Below are 23807 nucleotides of genomic sequence, written 5' to 3'. Positions count from 1 at the left end.
GTCCGGTGGGCCTCCTCCTCCCATGCAGGGCGGGCGGGGAGGCTGCCTACGGGAGCGTGAAGAGGCTCCGGTACTGGGCCCACGTGGTCCGGTCTCCCGGCAGCCGGCCCTGCCAGTAGCGCACCATCAGGAAGAGCTCGTACGCGACGAGCAACGCCAGCACCGCGCCCACGGCCTTGCGGAGCGCGGGGCGCTCCAGGTGCGCGAGGAAGCCCGCGAGGCCCAGCGCGAAGAAGGCGCTGCCCTCGGTGAAGGCGCGGTGGCCGAAGCTCAGGCCGTAGGGCCAGTGCCACCAGGCGGCCGTGAGGTAGAGCTGGAAGAGGGAGAAGAGCAGCACCGGCATCAGGTAGTCGCGCAGGTGCTCCCGGTCCCGCGCGAAGCCCACCACCGCGAAGAGCCACACCGGCGTCCAGAAGAAGAGCCCCTTGCGGAGGCTGAAGAGGACGGCGAGGAGCTGGGGTCGGGTGAACTCGAAGCCAAAGCCCCGGTAGGAGTACGTCACCCAGCTGCCGGTGGCGTAGTGCCAGTAGAAGAACAGGATGCTCAGCACCGCGCCCATCGCCAGCAGCACCAGCGCGACGCCGCCCTTGTGCTTCCAGAGGAACGCCAGCCGCGCCCGCTGCGTCACGCCGTCATAGACGCCGTACATCGGCACCAGGACGAGCGCCAGCGCGTTGGGGGTACGCACCAGCACGATGGAGCCCGCCACCGCGCCCAGCAGCAGCGACGTGCGCACCGTGGGCGCCCGGTACCACGCGGGCACCAGGAGGAGCAGCGCGGAGTAGAGGGCGAAGGAATAGACGTGGCTGAAGATGGCGTCCGCGGTGCCGTAGTGGAACAGGTTGGTTCCGAAGGTGACGACGGTCAGGGTCGCCAGCACCACCGCCGCGGGGAAGAGCGCTTCCAGGGCCCTGCGCAGCAGCGTCAGCCCGATGAGCAGCGCGCACAGTCCGTTGAGCGCCGCCGCGAAATGGTAGGGCAGCGAGAAGCCGTCCTGACGGAACCCCAGCAGCGGCGCGCTGAAGTGCGCGGCCAGGAAGGCGGGCAGCATCAGCAGGGCCTGACCCGGAGGGAAGCGGTTCAGGTAGCGGCCGGTGGTCTCGTCCCGCGTGAGACCCACGTTGTCGTTCAGGTCCGCGCCCCACTCGGCGGCCTCGGTGCGGAAGGACAGGTCGTGCTGGACGAAGGCGGCCGTGAGGTAGAGGTGGTAGCCGTAACCGTCCGACCGGATGAACGGAAGGTCCGGGTGCATCCGGTAGTAGGTGACCAGCGACAACAGCCCGAGGATCCCCACCACCGGAACAAAGAGCCTCAGCGCACGGTGGACCCACGTCCGCGCGGGCGGGGCGGACGAGGCCAGGGACGGGGTGGCGGAGGTCATGGCGCGAACTCTAGTCCCGGAGCCGCCCACGTCACGGATGGGTCAGGACTCCTTGAAGGTCTGGCTCCAGGTGGGGGCCACCTTCTCGATGAGCGTCACCAGCTCCGGCGGGATGTCTCCGGCGCCGGTGAGGGGGCGGACCTCCATCACGTCGTCGTTGCCCATGCCGCCCGGATAGCGGCGGGCCCACTCGATGGCCTCTTCCTTCGACTTCACCTCCAGCACGTAGAAGCCGCCGATGAGCTCCTTCGTCTCCGCGTAGGGGCCATCCTTCACGCTGGACTTGCCGTCCTTGAAGACGACGTGCGCGCCCGGGGAGGGGCTGAGGCCTTCCGAGGCGACGAGCACGCCGGCCCTGTGCATCTCCTCGTTGTATTTCATCTGCGCGATGAAGACGGCCTCGTCGAAGGGCGCGTCCGAGTGCGTGGGCTCAAGGGTGGAGGGGCGGGGGATGAGCATGAAGCGCATGGGGGCTCCTGGGGGGTGGGTGTGGCTCCATCCGCACGACGAACGGCCGTGCGGCGGATCGACACGGATATCTCACGAGCCGGTGCGCTTGACGCACAACCCCGGTCTCAGTTCGACCGGGCCATCTCCACGGCGTCCGCGCCCGCGGGCAGACGCACGGGGCTCGATGGGTCGTTCACCGCGCTCCAGATGGCGTCCACCACGTCCTGCGACCGGGTGACCGGCCCCGAGGCATGCGCCGTCCTCTGCTCGAAGATGCTTCGCACGAAGCCGGCGTACGCCTCCGGGACGGAGACGCCCTGATCCCGCCCTCGGGCCTGGGCATTCTGGGCGAAGGGCGTCTCTGGCGAGCGACCCGGAATCACCAGGCTCACCCGCACGCCGAAGGGCTGGAGCTCCAGCGCGAGCGACTCGGTGAACGCGTTGAGCGCCGCCTTGCTCGCGGTGTACACGGCGAGCAGCGGGAGCGGCTTGAACGTCGTGCCCGAGGAGACGTTCACGATGACCCCCGACTGCTGCTGCCTGAAGTGAGGCAGGAACGCCTGGGTCAGGGCCATGACCCCGAACGCGTTCGTTTCGAAGGTGTTGCGGACCGTCTCCATGGAGGTGCCTTCGAAGACGCCCATCAGGCCGACGCCCGCGTTGTTGACCAGCACGTCGATGGGGCCGGTGGCCTCCACCAACTCGCGGATGCTCTGGGGCTGGGTGACGTCGAGCGGGAGCACGCGCAGGTGCTCGGAGCGGGGCAGCACGTCCTCGCGCGGCTTGCGCATCGTGGCGATGACCTTCCAGCCGTGCTCGAGGAAGTAGCGGGCGGTGTCGAGGCCGAATCCGGACGAGCATCCGGTGATCAGAATCGTCTTCATGGCGTCTCCTGGGCAGGTGTGGCTTCGGTGACAGGTATACGGACCGCCATCCGGACCTGCTACAACAGGGAGTCCAGATTTCATTCGCAGGAGTCCGGTCATGGTCGATCCCCTGGCGGAAGTGGTCACGCTGCTCCAGCCGGGCGCCCCGTTCTCGAAGCTCGTCAGTGGCGCGGGCCGGTGGCGGGTCCGGCGCGCGGAGAATGGGAGGCCCTTCTACTGCGCGGTCCTCATGGGGCGGAGCCGCCTCGCGGTGGATGGACGCGAGCCGGTCATCCTCGAGAAGGGCGACTTCGTCCTGATTCCCGCGGCGTTCGACTTCACGACGTCGAGCATCGAGCCGCCGAAGGGCAAGCACGAGACGCCTCGCATCGTGTTGCCCGATGGTGAAATCAGGAACGGCATCCACCACGGTCCGCCCGATGTCCGGATGCTGGTGGGGTACTGCGCCTTCGCCTCTCCGGACGCGAGCCTGCTCGTTTCGCTCCTCCCCCAGTTCGTGCACGTTCGCGGCGAGCAGCGGCTCACCGCCCTCGTGGAACTCCTGCGGGACGAGTCGCGCGAACGGCGGCCCGCGCGCGAGGTCATCCTCGCCCGCCTCATGGAGGTGCTGCTCATCGAAGCGCTCCGCTCCACGGCGGGCATCGCGGCGTCACCGGGCCTCTTGCGAGGGCTCTCCGACGAGCGCCTGGCCGTCGCCATCCGCCGGATGCACGAGCGCCCGACCCAGGCGTGGACCGTGGCGCAGCTGGCGAAGGAGGCCGCGCTGTCCCGTTCCGCGTTCTTCGAGCGCTTCAACCGCGCGATGGGCGTGGCCCCCATGGAGTACCTGCTCGGCTGGCGCATGGCCCTGGCGAAGGACCTGCTGCGGCGCAAGCAGGAGGTCACCGTCGCCGAGGTCGCGGAGCAGGTCGGCTACAGCTCCGCGAGCACCTTCAGCGTGGCCTTCACCCGCCACGTCGGACTGCCGCCCACGCATTACGCGCGGGAGCAGGCGGCATCGTGACAAGCCTTCGCGGAGGCCAGCCGGGTAGCCGGGCCCCGGGCGGCCCACCCGGAGGGGCGGCGGACGCACCCCCGCGAGTCGGACCCCGGTGGTAGAGCTGTCCCGCCATGGATGATCCCACCGACAGGGACCCGGACCGCCGCCGGGAACCTCGCAAGCCGAAGCCGCCCCGGAAGGTCTCGCCGCGCTATCTGGAGAACGCGGCGCTGCACTACCTCAAGCGGTACGCGGCCACGGTGAGCCAGCTCAAGCGCGTGCTGATGCGCCGGGTGGACCGCTCCGTGAAGTTCCACGGCGGGGAACGCACGGAGGCCGTGGGCTGGGTGGACGCGCTGGCGGAGAAGCTCATCCGCAACGGCCTCATCAATGACCGGACCTACGCGGAGACGCGCGTGCACTCGCTGCGCGCGTCCGGCCGCAGCGCGCGCGTCATCACCCAGAAGCTGCGCATGAAGGGCGTGGCGCCGGAGCTGGTGCAGGAGAAGCTGGCGGAGGCCACCCAGGACGTGCCCGAGGACGCCGCCGCCCGCATCTGGGCGCGCAAGAAGCGGCTGGGCCCCTTCCGGCGCGACCCGAGCACTCGCGAGGCGAACCGCAAGAAGGACCTGGCGGCGCTCGCCCGCGCGGGCTTCTCCTTCGCCATCGCGAAGCGCGTCATCGACGGGACGGCGGAAGACCTGCCGCCCCGCGACTGAAGGCGCTGGAGCTCAGTACATCTTCAGGTCGTACTTCGCGGTGGGCGTGTAGTCGTCACCCGCCGGCTGGCCGCGCGTGTCGGTGATCTTCACCGCGTAGACGCCATTCGCCACGACGTTCGCCGTCGCGCGGTAGATGAGGCAGGACGGGGTGATTGGCGCGCAAATGGTGCTCGACGTGCTGCCCACGAGCGTGCCCAGCGTGCGAGTGGCGTAGTTGTACGCGTAGATGTCGATGCTCATCCACGGACCGTTGCGCAGGTTGTAGGTCTCCACCGTCATCACCTGGTTGATGGGCGTGGCCACCAGCACCCAGTCCACGTCGTTCTGGCGGTGGAAGGAGTGGTTGAGCTGCGGCGTGCCCATGTACGAGGACGCGGTGGTGTGCGTGTTGTCGCTCTCGTACGAATCCGGAGGCGCGAGCAGGCAGTTGGCGGGCGGGCTGAATCCGCTATCGACGCAGACGTTGCCCACGCAGTTGCAGCCGGATGCGCAGTCCGAACCCGTGGTGCAGGCGCGCACGGGCGCCTGGTCGCAGTAGCCCGCGGGCGGCGTCGGGCCGATGGCCGGAGCGCACAGCCCGCCACTGCAGTTACAGCCCGACACGCAGTCGAGCGACGTCGAACAGGCCCGGAGTCCCGCCTCCTGCGTCGCCATCGCCTCTGGCTCCAGCGTGGCCTCTTCCACGTTCCCGCAACCCACGACGAACAGCGCCAGCGCCGCTGTACTCCAACGAAGCATCTTCACGGGGTCTCCTCGGGTGGGAATCCCGGAAAGGGGCGCGGGAGTGCGCCGCCTGAAGGGAAATTCCTGTTTCACCCGTAGTGAACTCTGCCTTCCAGGGATTGGCCTGACAATCCTTATCAAGTGCACCAATTCGGGATTCTTGAGACCTCGGAAAGTGCGTTGAACAGACGCGTTTTCAGTCCGCACGGAGCGCCTGGGAATGCACTGAGCGCTGCGGATTTGTGATGGCATTGCTACTTTCCGGCGCGAGCATTCTTCACGTGGCGCTGGCCACCCTGGCCACGCTCGCTCGCCCCGAAAACACAGCGGCCCGGCGCCCTTCCCGCGTGGTGGAAGGACACCGGGCCGCGAAGCCCTGCTGTCTGGCGGCTTTGACTACTCCTGGAGGTGCGTGACGGTCAGCGCCGGGTCCGCGGCGATCTCCGCCTCCGTGTAGCGACGGTCCACCCACTGCTTCTGGGAGAACATCGCCGTCTGGTCCGCGTACCAGGGCGAGGCCGGGTTGGTGGACTGGGAGTAGGTGAGCACGGACTTCGCCACGGGGCCCGCGTCCGTGAAGGACACGGCCATGACGAAGCTGGAGCCCAGGACGGGCTCATACGTGCCGTCCGGCAGGAGCTGGTTGGCGATCTGGTTGAAGCAGCCCTCGTCGTGGGCGCAGCCGTGCACCGGGTAGAAGACGCCGTTCTTGCGCTTGCCCTGCACGGAGCCCGTCGTCGCATCCAGCGGGATGCCGCGCTCGCGCAGCGTGCGGATGGCGGTGCCCAGCGCCTGGGCCACCTGCGGGTTCAGGGTGTTGAGCGTGCGCGGCGTGTTGACGGGGTCGTTCGCGTTGAAGGGCACCAGGTACGGCCCGCCGGTGGCGCCCACCGCGGTGAAGAGGAACACGCGCCAGAGCAGCTCGCCCCGGCTGTCCAGGTCGCCCTTCAAGTCCCACGCGGCCAGCACGGGGCAGGCGGGGCGCAGGTCCTCGAAGGAGAGGTCCGGCATCAGCACGAAGGGCGTGCGGCGGCACAGCGACACCGCGGCGTCGCGCAGCAGCTCGCCGGAGTAGTTGCGGTTGTTGAACATCACCGTCTGGAGCTGTTCCAGCGTGAAGCCCTGGCCCGCCAGTCCGTCCGTGCCCGCGATGCGGCCCTGCACCATCTTCAGGCCCAGGCGCGTGCGCAGGCTGCGCACGTTCTTCTCACCGCCCAGGATGCGCGGGAAGCCGGTGAGCGGCTGGGCGGGGTTGGGCAGCCAGTAGCTGTCATTGGAGTTGGTGACGTAGTCAGCGCGGGTGAGGCGCGGCAGGCTGCCCGGGCCGAAGATGCCCGGCTCCACCGCGTCCGCGTCGCTGCCCAGCGCGCAGTCGGAGCGCGAGCCGTCCAGCACCGGCAGCCCCGCGCTCGCGAGCACCAGCAGCGGGATGGGGGACAGCACGCAGCGCAAGAGCTTCGCGTCGGTGACGTGCGGCACCACGCTCATGTCCGCGTAGTACGCGCGGCCCTGCGCGTCCGTGGCGATGGTGTTCACCCACGGGATGCCCTGCCAGGTGGCCTGCGCCGTGTGCAGCTCCTCCACGTTGGCCGCGCGGTCCATGGCGAAGAAGGCGTCCAGCAGGCGCAGGTTGGAGGCGTTGGCGTCATGGAACGCGTAGCCGGTGAGGCCGTTCCACGTCATCAGGCCGGACGGGTACTCCATCATCGGGCCCAGGTGCGAACGGTAGAAGGTGTGCTGCCGCGGCGTGAGCGAGCCGTCCGCCGCCTTCGCCTGCACCGTGACGGTGCGGGTGGTCATGTCGCGAATCTGGCCGTCGTACAGGTACTTCGTGGGGAAGCCCGGGATGAGCTTCAGCTCGAAGGGGGTGAAGCGGTACGCGGTGGAGACAGTGTGGCTCCAGGCCAGCGTCTCGTTATGGCCGATGAGGATGGCGGGCACGCCCAGCAGGCTCACGCCGGAGACGTTGAGCTTGCCCGGCACCGTGAGGTGGGCCTCGTAGAAACGCTCCGAGCCTTCCCAGGGGAAGTGCGGGTTGGCCAGCAGCATGCCCTTGCCGTTGCGCGTGGCCTGGCTGCCCAGGCCGAAGGCGTTGCTGCCCAGGCCCAGCGTCTCGGAGCTGGGGAACACCTTGCGGTCCAGCGTGGCGGGCGCGGGCAACGGCAGGGGCAGCGTTCCGTCCGGCAGGAGGGACGGGGGCTTCGCGTCCACCAGCGCGTCCAGGAAGAAGAGCGAGCTGGCGAAGAGGCTGAGCTGGTAGTAGCGCCGGTACAGGTCGCGCTCGGTGATGGGGCGCACCCAGGCCGCGCCCTTGCAGCGCGGATCCGTCAGCCCGTCCACGCCGGTCTCCGCCAGGTAGCGGTTGAGGCCCGCGGTGTAGCCGCGCACCAGCTCGCGCGCGTCCTGGGACGGACCCAGGGGCGGCGGCTTCGCCAGCAGCGCCTCCACCGTGCCGTCGTCGTTGATGGCCTGGTAGAAGAAGTCGCTCTTCAGGTTGTTGTACTGGCTGCCCAGCGCGGCCAGGTACGTGCCGTCCGGCCCGAAGTAGCGCGAGCGCTCGGCGTTCACCGTCACCAGCGCGTCCATCAGCGCACAGAAGTTGTCCTGCGCGAACGCGTAGCCGTAGCCGTAGCCCACGCCCGCGAAGTCGTCCGCCAGCACGTGGGGAATGCCGTGCGCCGTCCTACGCACGGTGGCGGAGAGGCTGCCCGCTCCCAGCTTCATCTCCGCCGTGGAGCCTTCCGGCGCCGGAGGCGTCGCGGTGCGCGGCTCACATCCGGTGGCCAGCAGCAGCGCCGTCAGCGGCAGCAGCCGGGCGCCGCCGGTCCTTCCGTTACGTCCAGTCATTCGAGGGATTCCTTTCACGGCGAGGAGAAATTCCCTTCTAATTGTAGAAACGCATCACTCCTGGATCGCGCCGGGCCGCGAGGCGAGCGGAATTCCGTGTTTACGTGTATGGCTCGCGGACGGGAGCCCGGGGTGCCGGTCATGGCGCGCGGGCCCGGTGTTTCACGAAAGGAAACCAGCACATGAAACGGATGTTCGCGGGCGCGCTCGTCGTCGCGGCGTTGGGGACCCTGGGGTGTGGTGGGGCGAAGGCCTCCGGGCAGGGCGCGGAGGTCGGGACGGCGCGGCAGTCGCTGGAGGATTTGCGCGCGGGCTTGAGGGCGGCGGACCAGGCCATGTCGGACGCGGCGGAGAAGGCCGGTTCGGCGCAGGCGTTCGCGGACTTCGTCGCGGACGACGCGGTGCTGCTGGTGGACGGCACGTACGCGCCGAAGGGCAAGGAGGCCATCCGCGCGTGGCTGGCCGCGCATCCGCTGGAGGCGGAGGGCAAGGTGCGCTGGGCGCCCGTGCGCTGGGACGTCAGCGCGGACGGGACGCTGGGGTACTCGGTGGGCAACGTGTCCGTGGAGTCGGGAGGCACGTCGGTGCGGCCGTCCTCTCGCTACATCACCGCGTGGAAGCGCCAGCCGGACGGGCAGTGGCGCGTGGCGGTGGCGGTGCTCAACGCCGCCAAGACGGCGATGACGGCGCCCGCGGGCTTCACGCCTTCGTCCACGCTGCCGGCGCCGGAGCCGCGCGCGCTTGCGCCCGCGCAGGCGCTGGAGGAGGCGAAGGCCGCGGACCGCGCGTTCTCCGCCATGTCCACGTCCGAGGGCATGGGCAAGGCCTTCGCCGCCTACGCCGCGGAGGACGTGGTGATGCCGCTCGGATCCGCCGGCATCTTCGGCCATGACGCCATCGCGAAGGCGTACGCGCCGTTCACGCTGGAGGCCATCGACCTGCGCTGGGAGCCGGTGCTGGGAGACGCGGCGGGCTCCGGCGACCTCGCGTACACGGTGGGCCGTGCCATCGCCACGGGCAAGGACGAGAAGGGCCAGCCGGAGGTGGACCACGTGAAGTACCTCACCGTCTGGCGCCGGCAGGCCGACGGCCAGTGGCGCTACGTCACCGACGGCGGCAACTCCAGCCCCGGCCCGCAGGGGCCGTGACACATCGCCGTGATTGGCCCCTCGGCGTGAATGTTTCAGCAACATTCCGTCAATAGCTGAAATAGCCGTTTAGCCTTGTATTCCAGACTGACGCGCCGCAAGAAGGGAGCTCCCCCGTGGTGAGGAGTTCCCCTTCATGCGTACCCCTCGTTCCGTGCGTCGGTTGTCGCTGTCGTTCGTTCCGCTGTTCGCGCTCGCGGCCTGTGGTGGCCCTGCGGAGCCCGTCACTCCTGAAGCTCCAGCACTCACCGCTCAGGAGGCCGCGCTCACCGAACTGCTCACCAACGGCACCTTCAACTCCGGCACGGTGGCGCCGTGGTGGAACAACGCCAGCACGCAGTCGTATGTGGAGAGCGGCAGGTGGCGCGTGGACGTGGCTGCGAACACGGCGAACCCGTGGGACGCCATCGTGGGACAGAGTGGCCTGACGCTCACCGCCGGGAAGACGTACACGCTGGCGTTCACCGCCACCGCCACGGCGACCATCACCGCGCAAGCGACCGTGCAGCAGGAGGTGGCGCCGTACACGGCCACGCTCACGCGGACCTTTACGCTGGATGGCACGTCGCGCCGGTTCTCCTTTCCCTTCACGTCCTCGTTCTCGTCCGGCCAGGGGCAGGTGACGTTCCAACTGGGCGGCCGCGCCAACGCCGTCACCGTGCGGCTGGATGACATCTCGCTCACCACCGAGAGCGGTACCGGCTCCGGCCCGGTGGCGATGACCAGCGGCTTCTACGTGGACCCCAACTCCAACCCCGCGGTGTGGGCGCGCAACAACAGTGGAGACGGCCGCGCGTCGCGCATCAACGCGTCCATCGCCTCGAAGCCGATGGCTCGCTGGTTCGGCAACTGGAACGGCAACATCGCCCAGGATGTGTCCAACTTCGTGGCCGCGGCGGACACGGCGGACAAGCTGCCCGTGCTGGTGGCCTACAACATCCCCGGCCGCGACTGCGGCAGCCACTCCGGCGGTGGTGCGGGCAGCGCGGACGCGTACCGCACCTGGATCTCCGCCTTCGCGACGGCCATCGGCAACCGGCCGGCGGTAGTCATCGTGGAGCCGGACGCAGTCGCGCAGCTCGACTGCCTCCCCAACGACGCGGAGCGCACCACGCGACTGGGCCTCATTCGCTACGCCTCCGAGCAGCTGCGCGACCGCGCGCCCAACACCTGGACGTACCTGGACGGCGGCAACGCGAGCTGGATCGCCGCCGACACCATGGCGCAGCGTCTGGAGTCCGCGGGCGTGCGCAACGTGCGCGGCTTCTCCCTCAACGTCTCCAACTTCTTCCCGACCGCTCAGTCCACCACGTACGGCAACGCGGTGAACGCCGCGCTGAACAGCCGCTACGGCTACACGCGGCAGTACACCATCGACACCAGCCGCAACGGCAACGGCTCCAACGGCGAGTGGTGCAACCCCGGTGGCCGCAAGCTGGGCGTGACGTCCCAGACGGGCGGCGGCGCGGAGATGCTCCTGTGGGTGAAGACGCCGGGGGACTCGGATGGCCAGTGCGGCATCGCCCCGGGCACGCCCGCCGGACAGTTCAGCCCGGACCTGGCGAACCGCCTCATCGACGGCACCTGAGCCTCACGCACGCCTTTCGAAAGGACTGACGACATGACTCGGAATCCACGATGGCTGCGGAGCCTGGTGGTTGGCGTGCTGGTGGGCGGCACGGCCTGCGGGCCGGAACGTCGTGGACGGCTGGTGGTGGGCGAGCCCCTGTAGTCCTCACGACGTGAAAACGCCTTCCCCGGCGCGAGGCTGGGGAAGGCGTTGGGTGAAGCCGGGAGATGCAGGGGGCTCTACCCCCCTTCAGGTCGGACCCAGCGTCATGAGTACCTCGGCAACTCCGTCCGCGTGCTGCGGGCTCTCCTGGGCCACCGTGCGGAAGCCACACTTCTCGAGGACGCGGATCGACCCGACGTTGTGGACCGCGACCCACGCATGGAGCGGACGAATCGGCTCAAGCACGAGGAACTCCGAGAGCGCCCGTGTCGTGATGCCCTTGCCCCAGTGCTCGCGACCCATCCAATAGGCGATGAGGCGCTTGCCGTCCTGTTCCCAACTGCCGATGTACCCAGCGACCAGGCCGCCAACGACGATGGTGCGGGTCACGTTCTCGGGGCGGAGAACCTTCGTGCGCCAGTGGGTCAGGAAGGCATCGCGTTCCCGCGACGGGAATGCGGCCATGCGCAGCGCGACTGCGTCCCGTTGGTGCTCGAAGAAGAGCGGGAGGTCTTCATCTGTAACGTTGCGTAGGATCACCAAGAGAGCCGGTCTCCGCGAGCCGAGTGACGAGCCGACTCTAGCCCGCGTCCCACGCCGGGGTCGAAGCTGCCGTGCCCCGCGCCACCGCTCCCGTCTTGGATGTAGCCAGCCGACGACGCACACCTCGGCTGGGAACCGGCCTGCGTCCCGCGGACACAGCCTTAACGGACCTCCCTGAAGCAGGTTAGCTGGACTCGCCCACGCTCAGGCGCCGGCTGGCTCCGCCGTTGCCCTTGCCCAGGGGCTGGGTGCGCTCCAGGTTGGCTTGGGCCAGGGCCTCGCGCTGCTCGGTCGTCTTCGCGGTGCCGTCCTTCTGGACGGTCATCACGCCGCCGCTGCCGTGCTGCTCCTGCGCCTGGGAGATGCTCTTCTTCAGGTCGCTGGCCTTCACCCAGTAGGCGCCGTTGACGGGGTCGCGCACGCGGTAGAGGTCGTCGTCCGTGCTCTTGCTCTTGCCCGGGTTCACGCCGTCGATGGTGAGCCAGTGCAGCTCGCCGCTGTCCGGGCCCTTCTCGCCGTCCGCCAGCGTCGTGTTGAGCAGGGCGTTGGAGTCCACCAGCGCCAGGGCCATCTGCCCGTTCTTCAGCGCGCCGCTCAGCGCGTCCGTGTTGCACTCGTCGAAGCCGTTGGTGACCTTGATGCCCATGCTGCCCAGCATGGCGCCCATCTCGTCGGCGGTCGCGCCGTCATCCAGGTTCACGTCCACGCGGTCCTTCACGGACGTGGTCATCGTGTCCGCCTTGTTGCGGACCTTCTCGCGGGCCTCCTGCTGCGTCAGCGGGGCCGCCTCTTCGGCGCTGGACTGCTCCAGGTAGGTGAGGGTGGCCTCCGCGCAGCCCTTCTTGCTCGTCTGCGCCACGGTCGTCTGCGGCGCGTTCCAGCCCTGCTCCTTCTGGGCCTGCGTCGCTTCGTTGGTGGGGATGGCGCTGGCGGCCGGATCCGTGCCCGGAGGCGGGGGGGCGGCCAGGGACGGCATGCCCATCTTCTGGGCGCGCTCCTCCTCGAAGGAGTCCAGGTAGCGGCCTTCCGCGGGGTTGAGCGCCTTGGCGTCCGGAGCGTCCGGCAGGGGCTCCTTCACGGACTGGGCGGCCGCCGCCATGTCAGCGCGGGCCTGCTCCGCGGCCTGGCGGATGCGGGCCATGACCGAATCGAGCTTGGAGCCAATTCCGAGAGCCATCGACGTCTCCTGTCGCGTCTGGGTCTTTTTCCTCCCGCATTATCCGCGCAGGACTTTGGAGGTTGCTTCCGGATCACGGCTTTTGAGGGAAGCGCGTGATTTCAGACGCAACCGGGCAGGCGGCCAGGCCGAAGAACCATGGAATCCTGGAATGAGGGGTACACTGGACCCATGGCGAACCGGCATGACAGGGACGACGGGCCTTCCGCGCCCGGCTCCGCGCCGCGCGTTTCGACGTCGCGAGAAACTTACGGTACGGGTCGCGGCAGCGCGCCCGCGACGGGGCGGGGTGGGGCGGAGGCGTCGGCGCCTTCGCGTGGGGCGGGGGGCGGCGAGTCGCAGCGGCTGTCCTCGCGTCAGGTGGGCCGGTTCGTTCCGCTGAAGGTGCTGGGGCAGGGGGGCATGGGGGTGGTGTACGCCGCCTATGACCCCGACCTGGACCGCAAGGTGGCGCTGAAGCTCCTGCGGGTGAAGGGCGGCCACGAGGACCTGGAGCAGGGGCGGGCGCGGCTGTTGCGCGAGGCGCAGGCCATGGCGCGCATCTCCCATCCCAACGTCATCCCCGTCTTCGAGGTGGGGCAGTGGGACCACCAGGTCTACGTGGCGATGGCGCTGGTGGACGGCGGCACGCTGCGCGACTGGACGAAGGCGAAGCCCCGGTCGTGGCAGGAGCTGTTGGACAAGTACCTGGCGGCGGGGCGGGGCCTGGAGGCGGCGCATACGGCGGGGCTGGTGCACAGGGACTTCAAGCCGGCCAACGTGCTGGTGGGCAAGGACGGGCGCGTCTACGTCACGGACTTCGGGCTGGCGCGGCCCATGGGCGAGGCGGAGGACGACGACGAGGACGGCGAGCGCACGCGGCCGGTGGGAGACGACTCGCCGTTGAACTCGCAGCTCACGCAGGCGGGCCTGGTGATGGGCACGCCCGCGTACATGTCCCCGGAGCAGTTCCGGGGCGAGCTGCTGGACTCGCGGTCGGATCAATTCAGCTTCTGCGCGGCGCTGTACCGCGCGCTGTATGGCATCCGCCCGTTCGACCCGGACGAGCTTTCGCGGGTGGCGTCCCAGCTGCGGCCCCAGGGGGGCGCGGATGACGAGCCCGGCGTGACGGGCGCCGCGGCGGTGCAGGTGCTGCCGCCGTCGCCCATCCTGGAGCCGCCGCGCGAATCGAAGGTGCCGGCGTGGGTGCGTCGCGCGCTGATGAAGGGACTGTCGCTGGAGCCTCGCGACCGGTTCCGCTCCATGGCGGAGCTGCTGACGGTGCTGGGCCAGCGTGAGCGGCGCGCCCTGCTCCAGCGCCGCGCGGGAGCGGCGGTGGCGGCCACGGTGGTGCTGGGCGTGGCGGGCGGGGTGGCGTGGTCGCGCTCCCAGGTGTGCGAGGGGGCGCCGGCCCTGGTAGCGGAGCGCTGGGGACCGGACGCGCGCGAGAAGGTGATGCAGTCGTTCCTCGCGACGAAGAGCCCGGTGGCGCAGGACATGGCGCGCCGGGTGGGCGTGGTGCTGGACGGCTACGGCGCGGAGTGGGCGAAGCAGCACACGGCTGCGTGCGAGGACACGCGCGTGCGCGAGGTGCAGACGGAAGAGCTGTTGTCCCAGCGCTTCGTGTGCCTGGAGCGGCGGCGCAAGGACCTGGGCGCGCTGGTGGCCACGTTGCAGACGGCGGACGTGGCGCTGGTGGACAAGTCGCTGGACGCGGCGTACGCGCTGCCCTCGCCGGGCGACTGCGCGGACGTGGAGTCGCTGACGGAGCTGCAGCCCCGGCCCGCGGATCCCGCGAGGCGCGTGGAGCTGGATGCACTGGAGGGGACGCTGGCGGAGGTGAAGGCCCGCGTGGACCTGAGCCGGATGCCCAAGGCGCTGGAGATGGCGAAGGCCGCGGAAGCGCGCGTCATGGCCACGGGCTACCTGCCGTTGATGGCGGAGCTGAGGTTCCACCTGGGCTGGGCGCAGGCGGTGCTGGGCGACAAGGCCGCGGGCGGCGCGGTGCTGGAGCAGGCCGTCTACGACGCGGAGGCCGGCAGGGCGGACCGGCTCGCGGTGTCGGTGATGAACAAGCTGCTCTATGTGGACGGCGAGCAGGAGCAGTTCGCGCTCGCGCAGCGCTGGGGCCGGCTGGGCGAGGCGACGCTCAAGCGCGTGGGCGGCGACGCGGTGCTGGAGAGCGACCTGAAGGTGAACGCGGCCAACCTCGCGCTGATGCAGGACCACCCGGACGACGCGCTGAAGCTGCTGGAGCAGGCGTCGGGGCTCCTGGCGAAGGCGCTGCCGGAGGGGCACCCCAAGCGGGCGCGGGTGGCGTTCACGCTGGGGCGCACGCTGCTGGAGACAGGCAAGAGCGCGCAGGCGGTGACGGTGCTGAAGGACGCGCTCGCCCAGACGGAGAAGGCGGTGGGCCCCGTGCACCTGGACACGGCGCGCCGGCATCAGGCGCTGTCCATGGCGCTGCGCGAACAGCGGGACTTCACCGGGGCGCTGGAGCACGCGCGGGTGTCGGTGTCGCTGCATCGCACGCTCCTGGGGAACGAGAGCGTGAAGCTGGCGGAGGCGCTGGACGAGGAGGGCATGAGCCTGCTCGCGCTCAAGCGCTACCCGGACGCGCTGCGGGACTACGAGGAAGCGCTGAAGGTGAAGGAGGCGAAGCTGGGGGCAGAGGACGAGCTGGTCTACTACTCGCTGGACGGAGTGGGGCAGGCGCAGCTGGGCCTGGGCCGCACGCGCGACGCGATTGCCTCGCTGAAGCAGGCGCTGTCCTTCAAGGACGTGCAGGAGGACTCGCTGGGCGAGTCCGGCTTCGCGCTGGCGCAGGCGCTGTGGACAGAGGGCGAGGAGTCGGAGGCGCGCGACGCGGCGTCACAGGCGCTCGCGCGCTTCAGGTCCGCGGGGCGCACGGCGCAGTCGAAGGAGGTCGAGGCGTGGCTCTCCGCTCGGCCCGCGCCGGTGGTGAAGGCGAAGGCGGTGCCCGTGTCCGCCGGGCGCGGTGGCAAGCGCAGGCGGTAGTGCTTCAAGCCACCGGAGCCGTCAGCACTCCGGGAGGCCGACGCTGAGGTTCGCGACCTCCAGGACGTTGACCGCGAGGCCGCCGCGCGCGGTCTCCTTGTACTTGTCCTTCATGTCGCGCCCGGTGTCGCGCATCGTCTTGATGACCTTGTCCAGGCTGACGAAGTGCCTCCCGTCACCGGACAGCGCCATGCGCACGGCGTTGATGGCCTTCACGGACGCCATCGCGTTGCGCTCGATGCAGGGCACCTGCACCAGTCCGCCAATCGGGTCGCAGGTGAGCCCCAGGTTGTGCTCCATGGCGATCTCCGCCGCGTTCTCCACCTGCAACGGCGTGCCGCCCAGCACCTCCGCGAGCCCTCCCGCCGCCATGGAGCACGCGCTGCCCACCTCACCCTGGCAGCCCACCTCCGCGCCGCTGATGGAGGCGTTCTCCTTGTAGAGCGAGCCAATGGCCCCCGCCGTGAGGAGGAAGCGCACCACGCCGTCCGCGTTCGCTCCCGGCACGAAGCGCCAGTAGTAGTGCAGCACCGCCGGGATGATGCCCGCCGCGCCGTTGGTGGGCGCCGTGACGACGCGCCCGCCCGCCGCGTTCTCCTCGTTCACCGCGAGCGCGTACAGGTTCACCCAGTCCAGCACCGTCAACGGATTGGTGAGCCCCGCCTCCGGCCGGCTGATGAGCCGCTGGTACATCGCCGCCGCGCGCCGCTCCACCTTCAACCCGCCGGGAAGGATGCCCCCCGTGGTGTACCCGCGCGTCACGCACTCCTGCATCACCGTCCAGATGCGCAGGAGCCCCGCCCGGATGTCCTCCTCGCTCCGCGACGTCAGTTCGTTGCGCAGCATCACCGTACTGATGGGCTGCTTCTCCCGCTCGCAGTGCTTGAGCAGCTCCTCCGCGGACTTGAAAGGCAGCGGCACCGACGCGCTCTCCGCGCGCAGCGGATCCGCGCCCGTCGCAGCCTGCTCGTCCACCACGAAGCCGCCGCCCACCGAGTAGTAGATGCGGCAGGCCAGCGTCTCCCCGCCCTCGCTGAACGCGGTGAAGCGCATGCCGTTGGGGTGGTAGGGCAGCACCTTGCGCTTGTGCATCACCAGGTGCTCGCCGTCGCGGAAGGGGAGCACCAGCCGCTGGAGCAGCGACACGCGCCCCTCCGTGCGCCAGTGCGCGACGATGGCCGGCACCTTCTCCACGTCCACGTCCTCGGGCGTGTCGCCGCGCAGGCCCAGCAACACCGCCTTGTCGCTGCCGTGTCCCTTGCCCGTCGCGCCCAGCGAGCCGAACAGCTCCACCTTGAGCCGCGTCACGCGCTCCAGGAGCCCCGCGTCCGACAGCCCCACCACGAACGTGCGGGCCGCGCGCATGGGCCCCACCGTGTGCGAGCTGGAGGGTCCAATTCCAATCTTGAAGAGGTCGAAGACGCTGACAGGCATGGCGCTTCCCACCATGCCACGTTCATCGCGCGCCGCCTGTGACACCCCACTCACGACGCGCTGCATGCATCCACTTCAAGTCATGCAGGCTGAAAGACAACACGTCCCGCGTGCGCCCGCTCCTCCGGGCGTAGGGGAAGTTGCCATGCCAAGCATGACGCGAGCGGGCTAACCGGCGGCGGGCTGCGGGCCCGTGGCGGGCTGGGGCGGCGAGGCGGGCGTCTTCGGACGGAAGGCGAGCAGGCGCAGGCCGTTGAAGACGACGAGCAGCGTGCTGCCCTCGTGGAGCACCACGGCCTGGCTGATGCGCGTGATGCCCAGCACGGCGGCAACGACGAGCACCGCGCTCACACCCAGCGCGATGACCAGGTTTTGCTTCATCACCGCCGTGGCGCGCTTGGACAGCTCCAGCGCGAAGGGCAGCTTCGCCAGGTCGTCGCTCATCAGCACCACGTCCGCCGTCTCCAGCGCCGCGTCGCTGCCGGCGCCGCCCATGGCCACGCCCACCGCGGCGGCGGCGAGCGCGGGCGCGTCGTTGACGCCGTCGCCCACCATGGCCACCGGGTATGTGCGGCCCAGCTCCTTCACCGCCGTCACCTTGTCCACGGGCATCAGCGGCGCCTTCGCCTCGTCCAGGCCCACCTGCTGCGCGATGGAACGGGCCACGAGCGCGTTGTCGCCGGACAGCATCACCGTGTGCTCGATGCCGCCTGCCTTCAGCGCCTGCACCACCTGCCGGGCGCCGCCGCGCAGCGTGTCCGCAACGCCCAGCACGCCCAGGTAGCGGCCCGCGCGGCGCACCACCATCGTCGTCTGGCCCGCCTCCTCCAGCCGCGCCACCTCGGCGGTGACCTCCGCGGGAATCGCCTCGCCCGCGAAGAGGGCCGTGCTGCCCACCTCCACCGCGTCATCGCCCACCTTCGCGCGGATGCCCTGGCCGTGGATGGCCTCCAGGTCGCGGCCCACGGGCACGGCGACGCGAGCCTCGGCGGCGCCGTCCACCACTGCCTTGGCCAGCGGGTGCGCGGACAGCGCCTCCACGCTCGCGGCGGTGCCCAGCAGCTCCTCGCGCGTCACGCCCGGCGCGGCCCACGTGGTGAGCAGCCGGGGGCGGCCCACGGTGAGGGTCCCCGTCTTGTCGAAGGCGATGGCGCGGATGCCGCTCAAGAGCTCCAGGTAGATGCCGCCCTTGATGAGCACGCCGCCGCGCGCGGCCGCCGCCACCGCGGAGAGCACGGCGGACGGCGTGGAGATGGCGAGCGCGCACGGCGACGCGGCCACCAGCAGCCCCACCGCGCGCAGCACCGCTTCCTTCATCGGCGTACCCAGCAGCACCAGCACCACCGGGAACACCACCGCGGACGCCATCACGAGCGGCGCCACGGTGCGCTCCAGCCGCTGGGCGAAGCGCTGCCGCTTGCCCTTCTGCGCCTCCGCCTGCGCCACCATGTCCACCACGCGCGCCAGCACGGACTCCGACGACAGGCGCGTCACCTCCACCTCCAGCGCCGCCTCGCAGTTGATGGTGCCGGAGAACACCTCGTCGCCCGGCTTGCGCGCCACCGGCATGGACTCGCCGGTGATGGCCGCCTGGTCCAGGGAGCTCTTGCCTTCGAGGATGACGCCATCCAGCGGGACGCGGTCGCCCGGGCGCACGACGATGCGCTCACCGCGCTTCACGTCCGCCACCGGCACCTCCACCACCTCCGAGCCCCGGCGCACGCGCGCCACCTCCGGACGCAGCTGGCCCAGCGCTTCAATGGAGCGGCGCGCCTTTTCCATGGCCCGGTGCTCCAGCGCGTGGCCCGCGCTGAAGAGGAAGAGCAGGAACGCGCCCTCGAACCAGGCGCCGAGCACCGCCGCGCCCAGCGCCGCCACCACCATCATCGTCTCGATGTCGATGCGCAGCTGCGCGATGGACTGCACCGAGCCGCGGATGGCGAAGAAGCCGCCGCTCGCCATCGACAGCGCCCAGAGCACCGTGGCCACCAGCGGCGGGGCCAGCGCGAAGTGGTCCACCACGAAGCCCGCCGCCAGCAGCACGCCGGACACGACCACCAGGGGCAGCTCCAGCAGCGGCGCAAGTCCGCCACCGTGCGCGTGGTGCGAACAGGCGTGGCCCGCCATGGGCACTTCCAGCCCGTGCCCGAGCGACTTCACCCGGGCCTCCACGTCCGGGAGCTTCAACTCCGCCTTGTCGTATTCGATGACCAGGCGCTCGCTGGCGTACGCGACGCTGGCGGTGAGCACGCCCTTCATCTTGGAGACAGCGTGCTCGATGACCTGGGCCGCGTCCGCGGAGTCCATCCCGCGCACGAACCAGGTGTGATGCAGGTAGCGCGCGGCCACCTGCTCTCCTGTCTTCCGAGCCAGCTTCAGCAACTGGGTGACGCTCACCAGCGACGGCTCGTAGTGGATGCACACCTCCGCGTGTCCCGCGTCGCGGCGCAGGTGCACGTCGGTGATGCCGTGCTGCGACTCCAGGGCCGCCTCCAGCCGCGCGAAGCGGCCCTGGTCGTCCGTCTCTCCCGGCAGCGTGCCTTCCAAATCCAACTGGAGCGCCGAGCCGCCTCCTTCCGCCGGACGGTGGCCCGGCGGACGGATGACGCGCTGGGAGTGGGCATGGCCGTGGTGGTCATGCCCGTGGTCGTGGCCATGGGAGCAGGAAGCAGTGTGGACGTGGGTCAATCCGTCCGCGTCGTCGTGGTCGTGACCGTGGCCTTCATGGCCATGGTCGTGGTTGCACCCCGGGCCGTGGACGTGGCGCTGCACGGCGTTTCCGCCTGCTTGCGCCTCCTTGAGGCCCTTGATGTTCAACGAGCCGAACCGCGCACCGCTCTTCTTCTGCTCCGACATGGCTTGGGTCTTCCTGTCGCCCTAGTGGCGGTGTCCGCGGCGTGAGTGCGAGGGCGCGGCGGCCGGAGGCGTTGCCGCCTGGGGCTTTTCTTCCTCATCCTCGTCGTGGTGGTCCTCGTCCTCGTGCTCCTCGGGGACGGGCTGGTCGAAGCGCTGGCCGGCGACCTCCAGCGTGAAGCGCTTGCACGTCGGGGGAATCTCGAACTCCAGCACCGCGGGCAGGCGGCCCTCGTACGTCTTCAGCACATTGCCCTGCTCGTCGTAGACGGTGCCGCCGGCGGCGACCGTCATGGTCTCGTCCACCAGCACGGCCACGAGCTCCGCCATCTCCTCCATGCGGTCCGCGTGGCGGTGGCACCAGAGGTGTCCCACGCCCGGATAGGTCGTATGGGAGATCTCCTCCATCTGCTCCTCGTCCACGTGCTCGCCCACGCCCATGAAGACGAAGTTGATGCGCGGCAGGCGGCCGGAGGCGATCTCCTTGGCCACCTGCGTGGCGTAGGCCGTCACGTCATGGGCGTCGTTGATCTGCGAGTCCGTGATGATGACGGCCAGGCCCCGCTTGGCGCCTTCGCCCACCTGCTGCTTGATGTGCGCCACGAAGTCGCGCAGCACCGGCAGCATCACCGTGGCCTTGCCGTAGGACTTGGGCCCGGGGAAGCGGTAGCCCTTGGCCTGCGGGCCCGTGAGGTCGCCCACCATCTCCAGCTGGGTGCCGTCGCCGCAGGCCCAGTAGGTGACGCGCACCTTGCCGTCCCGGTCCTTGTTGGCCAGGTACTCCAGCATCCACTGCATCTGCGGCTCGACCTGGTTCTTCACCGGGGCGAGCTTCGCCAGGATGCCGCGCGGCCCGTACGCGTTCTCCATGCTCGCGGAGCCGTCCATGTAGAGGGCCACGTCCAGGCCCTCCACGGTGGGGTCGTGCAGCAGCGTCGCGACGACCTTGTTGCCCATCCGGTGGACGTCGGAGAAGGGGCGGTTGATGACTTCGTGGCCGGCCATCAGTGGTGGTCCTCGTCTTCGTCCTCGTCGTGGTGCTCTTCGTCGGGGAGCGGCTGGGTGTAGCGCTGGCCGTTCACCTCCAGCGTGAAGCTCTTGGCCTCCTCCGGCACGTCGAACTCCAGCACCGCGGGCAGGCGGCCCTCGTACGTCTTCAGCACGGTGCCCTTGTCGTCGTAGATGGTGCCGCCGGCGGCGACCGTCATGGTCTCGTCCACCAGCACGGCGACCAGCTCCGCGACCTGGGTGATCTCCTTCGCGATGCGGTGGCACCAGAGGTGGCCCACGCCCGGGTACTCCGCGTGGGCGATGTGCTCCAGCTGCTCCTCGTCGATGTCGTCGCCCACGCCCACCAGCACGAAGTTGATGCGCGGCAGGCGCCCGGAGGCGATCTTCTTCGCCACCTCCGCGGAGAACTTCTCCACCGCTTCGGCGTCGTGGAGGCGGCCGTCGGTGACGATGATGGCGCAGCCGCGCTTGGCGCCCACCTTCACCTGCTCCTCCAGGTACTTCACATAGTCGCGCAGCGCGGGCTCCAGGTACGTGTAGCCGCCCAGCTGCTTCGCGCCGGGGAACTTGTACTGCTTCACGTCGGTGCCCTTGAGCTCACCCACGGGCTCCACCTGGCGGCCGCTGGTGCCACAGGCCCAGTAGGCCACGCGGAGCAGACCGTTGCGGTCCTTGGTGGCCAGATACTCCAGCATCCACCGGACCTGCGGCTCCACGTCGTTGGAGGCCTCCTTCATCGGGGCGCCGCGCAGCCACTCCAGGAAGGTGCGCTGCTGCGTCTTGTAGGCGTACTCCTCGCGCATGCTGCCGGAAGCGTCCATGTAGATGGCCATGTCCAGGCCCTCCACCGTGGGGTCGTGCAGCAGCACCGCGCGCACGCGGTCTCCTTCGCGGTGCAGGTCCGAAAACGGCTCGATCGGCTTCTCGTGTCCCATGGTCTGCCTTTCTGGAGGTTGAAAACGCTATCGCCCGGTGTGCGAGCACCGCAAACGGACGGGGTCAGTCATCGAAGTCGCTCATCCAGTCCGGCTTCTTGCCGGGCGGAGCGGGCGCCTTCTCTTGCTGCTTGGGCGCCGGACGGGCGGGCGCGGCCGGGGCCGGACCGAAGTCCGTCTGCCATGTGGCCGGGGATGAAGGCTTCGCGGGAGGCGGCCGGGGCGCGGGCTTCGGTTGCAGCTGCGTGAGGCGCGGCTTCGCGCCGCCGGGCTTGCCATGCGCGCCGATGAAGTCCTGCATCCAGTCGCTGGAGCGCACGGGCGGCGTGGGCAGGCGCGGCGGGATGGACGCGGGCGGCGTGGGCGCGCGAGGCACCGTGGGGCGCATCACCGGCGTGCCCGGAGAAAGCGTGCCCGCGGACACATGGGCGCGCAGCGTGCGCTCCGTCTCCGTGGGCCAGCCCGGCAGGAGCGGCAGCACGCGGCGCGCGAGCTCCAGGAACTCGGGAGGCGGCGCTTCCCGGGGCACGCGCACGGTCTCGTCCTGGAGCCAGCCGGCGAGCTTCCCCACCAGCCCGCCCTTCGTGGGGCGCGGCGTGGCGATGTCGCCCTTCACCTCGTAGCCGCGCAGCTCCAGGTCCGCGATGGCCATCGCGCGGCTCGGCACGGGCAGCTCCAGCGAGGCGATGGCCTGGGGCCCCTGGTTCGTGTGCGCGTCGTCCTGGAGCTGGGTGAGCACCGCGTGCAGCATGCTCGCGACCTGCGCGCCGTTGGCGGCGTGGTGGGCCTGCAACTCCGCGGGCACCGCCGGGTAGGTGAGGACGAGCCCTCGCCCCTGCGCCAATTGATCCGCGCGGTCACCCGGCAACAGCGCGTGGTAGGCGCGAGGCGCGTCGCGGCTCTCCGCGTCCTTCACGTAGTGGAAGGCGTCCTGCGCGCCATGCGCGAAGCCCGCGAGCACGTCGCCCCGGGTGACGGTGAGCTGCCCGTTCACGCGCGTGACGGCGCTGCCCGGCCACGGGCCCGTGAGCGTGCCGTAGAGGTAGACGGGGTCGTTGAAGCCCTCTGTGTTGGAGGGGTGCTCCACCACCTCCGGGGAGAAGAAGAACAGCTCCGTCGCGGCCAGGCGGCGCGGAGGTTTGCCGGAGGCGACCTCGTGGTGCGCGAGCTGCGTCTGCACGGACGCGGGCAGCCGCGCGCGCTCGCTGCCGGGGATGAGCTGGAGCTGGCCCACGACGTCGGTGCAGACGAGCCACTCGGCTTCGCCCAGGTACGCGGGCTCCAGCCGGAAGGCGTCCAGGACGTGGACGACCTCCGAGGCATCGCACGGCACGGGTTCGACCGGGCTGGCGGCGTGGGGAACGAAGTAGCGGGGCGTGCTCACGGAGGCCGCGACAGGCTGGCGCAAGCCGCTGGGGCAATCAAGTGTCGGGGCGGCATCCCCGGGTCCGCGCAACGGCGTGGATTCCATCGTTCGTTCCACGCCCCTTAAGGGAACGGGGCGTGGAGCGAAAGTGGGAGCAGGGCCTCAGGAGGGCTCGATGAAGTTGAGCCGGTAGCCGTCCGGGTCCGTGACGACGATTTCGCGGGTGTACCAGGGCTGCACCGTGGGGCCCTCCACGTGCGCGCCCAGCGCCGCCGCCTTCGCGGCCACCGCGTCCACGCCTTCCGAGCCCGCGCGGAAGCCCACGAGCACGCCCATGCCCTTTCGTCCCTCCAGCTTCAGGTTTGGAGGAGGGCTCACGAGGTACACGTCCGACTCGCCGCCCCACTGGAGGCGGAGGATGGGAGGTTCCGACGCGATGCGTTCGAAGCCGAGGCCTTCATAGAAGCTCACGGAGGCCTGAGCATCCGTCACCAGCAGCTTCACGAACGACCGCATTGTCTGGGGCTTGTCCATGGGCGCGGCAGTCTGCCCGGAGCGATGGACGGGCGCCACGCACACGAGGGCCATTATCAGGCCCGGGATGGAAGTGACGTATCGTCGG

At 70.1% G+C, this 23807-nt stretch carries 18 protein-coding genes; 5 read left to right on the top strand and 13 right to left on the bottom strand.

Features of this window, described 5'->3' with window-relative positions; translation table 11 throughout:
* Positions 1 to 46: 46 nt before the first annotated feature.
* From GTZ93_RS14980 to GTZ93_RS14970, 3 genes are all read right to left on the bottom strand, one after another.
* Positions 47 to 1381, bottom strand: a complete 1335-nt coding sequence (locus tag GTZ93_RS14980; protein ID WP_139918842.1) for a hypothetical protein — start codon at positions 1379 to 1381, stop codon at positions 47 to 49.
* 42 nt (positions 1382 to 1423) lie between these two features.
* Positions 1424 to 1849: a YciI family protein gene (locus tag GTZ93_RS14975; protein ID WP_139918841.1), complete on the bottom strand. Its 426-nt coding sequence runs from the start codon at positions 1847 to 1849 to the stop codon at positions 1424 to 1426.
* Between the two features lie 107 nt (positions 1850 to 1956).
* A complete protein-coding gene (locus tag GTZ93_RS14970; RefSeq protein ID WP_139918839.1) occupies positions 1957 to 2715 on the bottom strand; it encodes an SDR family oxidoreductase in 759 nt (252 codons plus the stop codon).
* A gap of 100 nt (positions 2716 to 2815) precedes the next feature.
* Here GTZ93_RS14970 and GTZ93_RS14965 point away from each other — a divergent pair, with 100 nt between their 5' ends.
* Both GTZ93_RS14965 and GTZ93_RS14960 read left to right on the top strand, forming a co-directional pair.
* On the top strand, positions 2816 to 3721 hold the full coding sequence (locus GTZ93_RS14965; RefSeq protein ID WP_139918837.1) for an AraC family transcriptional regulator: 906 nt from the start codon (positions 2816 to 2818) through the stop codon (positions 3719 to 3721).
* Between the two features lie 107 nt (positions 3722 to 3828).
* Positions 3829 to 4416, top strand: a complete 588-nt coding sequence (locus tag GTZ93_RS14960) for a regulatory protein RecX (RefSeq protein ID WP_139918835.1) — start codon at positions 3829 to 3831, stop codon at positions 4414 to 4416.
* 12 nt (positions 4417 to 4428) lie between these two features.
* Here the strand turns inward: GTZ93_RS14960 and GTZ93_RS14955 are convergent, their stop codons facing one another.
* Both GTZ93_RS14955 and GTZ93_RS14950 read right to left on the bottom strand, forming a co-directional pair.
* Positions 4429 to 5163 (bottom strand): solute carrier organic anion transporter, encoded by a 735-nt coding sequence (locus GTZ93_RS14955; protein ID WP_139918833.1) that lies wholly within the window; start codon positions 5161 to 5163, stop codon positions 4429 to 4431.
* Positions 5164 to 5538: 375 nt separating this feature from the next.
* On the bottom strand, positions 5539 to 7989 hold the full coding sequence (locus GTZ93_RS14950) for an acylase (RefSeq protein WP_139918831.1): 2451 nt from the start codon (positions 7987 to 7989) through the stop codon (positions 5539 to 5541).
* Positions 7990 to 8171: 182 nt separating this feature from the next.
* Here GTZ93_RS14950 and GTZ93_RS14945 point away from each other — a divergent pair, with 182 nt between their 5' ends.
* Both GTZ93_RS14945 and GTZ93_RS14940 read left to right on the top strand, forming a co-directional pair.
* Positions 8172 to 9137, top strand: a complete 966-nt coding sequence (locus GTZ93_RS14945) for a YybH family protein (RefSeq protein WP_120580577.1) — start codon at positions 8172 to 8174, stop codon at positions 9135 to 9137.
* Positions 9138 to 9273: 136 nt separating this feature from the next.
* Positions 9274 to 10725, top strand: coding sequence for a glycoside hydrolase family 6 protein (locus tag GTZ93_RS14940; RefSeq protein ID WP_139918829.1), 1452 nt, complete (start codon positions 9274 to 9276; stop codon positions 10723 to 10725).
* A gap of 231 nt (positions 10726 to 10956) precedes the next feature.
* Here the strand turns inward: GTZ93_RS14940 and GTZ93_RS14935 are convergent, their stop codons facing one another.
* Positions 10957 to 11409, bottom strand: coding sequence for a GNAT family N-acetyltransferase (locus GTZ93_RS14935; protein ID WP_139918856.1), 453 nt, complete (start codon positions 11407 to 11409; stop codon positions 10957 to 10959).
* A gap of 187 nt (positions 11410 to 11596) precedes the next feature.
* On the bottom strand, positions 11597 to 12589 hold the full coding sequence (locus tag GTZ93_RS14930) for a hypothetical protein (protein WP_121755671.1): 993 nt from the start codon (positions 12587 to 12589) through the stop codon (positions 11597 to 11599).
* 171 nt (positions 12590 to 12760) lie between these two features.
* Between GTZ93_RS14930 and GTZ93_RS14925 the strand changes: the two genes are divergently transcribed.
* The gene (locus GTZ93_RS14925) at positions 12761 to 15586 is read left to right on the top strand and encodes a protein kinase domain-containing protein (protein WP_161662824.1); all 2826 of its coding nucleotides are present in this window, start codon (positions 12761 to 12763) and stop codon (positions 15584 to 15586) included.
* Between the two features lie 21 nt (positions 15587 to 15607).
* Here GTZ93_RS14925 and GTZ93_RS14920 read toward each other — a convergent pair whose 3' ends face one another.
* The 6 genes from GTZ93_RS14920 to GTZ93_RS14895 all read right to left on the bottom strand — a co-directional run bounded on the left by GTZ93_RS14920 (position 15608) and on the right by GTZ93_RS14895 (position 23701).
* On the bottom strand, positions 15608 to 17020 hold the full coding sequence (locus GTZ93_RS14920; RefSeq protein ID WP_139916733.1) for an L-serine ammonia-lyase: 1413 nt from the start codon (positions 17018 to 17020) through the stop codon (positions 15608 to 15610).
* Positions 17021 to 17188: 168 nt separating this feature from the next.
* The gene (locus tag GTZ93_RS14915; RefSeq protein WP_139916730.1) at positions 17189 to 19876 is read right to left on the bottom strand and encodes a heavy metal translocating P-type ATPase; all 2688 of its coding nucleotides are present in this window, start codon (positions 19874 to 19876) and stop codon (positions 17189 to 17191) included.
* 21 nt (positions 19877 to 19897) lie between these two features.
* A complete protein-coding gene (locus GTZ93_RS14910) occupies positions 19898 to 20878 on the bottom strand; it encodes a vWA domain-containing protein (RefSeq protein WP_139916728.1) in 981 nt (326 codons plus the stop codon).
* A complete protein-coding gene (locus GTZ93_RS14905) occupies positions 20878 to 21819 on the bottom strand; it encodes a vWA domain-containing protein (RefSeq protein WP_120577284.1) in 942 nt (313 codons plus the stop codon). The genes GTZ93_RS14910 and GTZ93_RS14905 overlap by 1 nt, the downstream gene beginning before the upstream one ends.
* Before the next feature lie 64 nt (positions 21820 to 21883).
* On the bottom strand, positions 21884 to 23227 hold the full coding sequence (locus tag GTZ93_RS14900; RefSeq protein ID WP_257979068.1) for a hypothetical protein: 1344 nt from the start codon (positions 23225 to 23227) through the stop codon (positions 21884 to 21886).
* Between the two features lie 120 nt (positions 23228 to 23347).
* Positions 23348 to 23701, bottom strand: a complete 354-nt coding sequence (locus GTZ93_RS14895; RefSeq protein WP_233597062.1) for a VOC family protein — start codon at positions 23699 to 23701, stop codon at positions 23348 to 23350.
* Positions 23702 to 23807 lie beyond the last annotated feature (106 nt).

This window comes from Corallococcus exiguus (assembly GCF_009909105.1).
Lineage (GTDB): Bacteria > Myxococcota > Myxococcia > Myxococcales > Myxococcaceae > Corallococcus > Corallococcus exiguus.
This window is presented reverse-complemented; position numbering and strand designations above follow the sequence as displayed.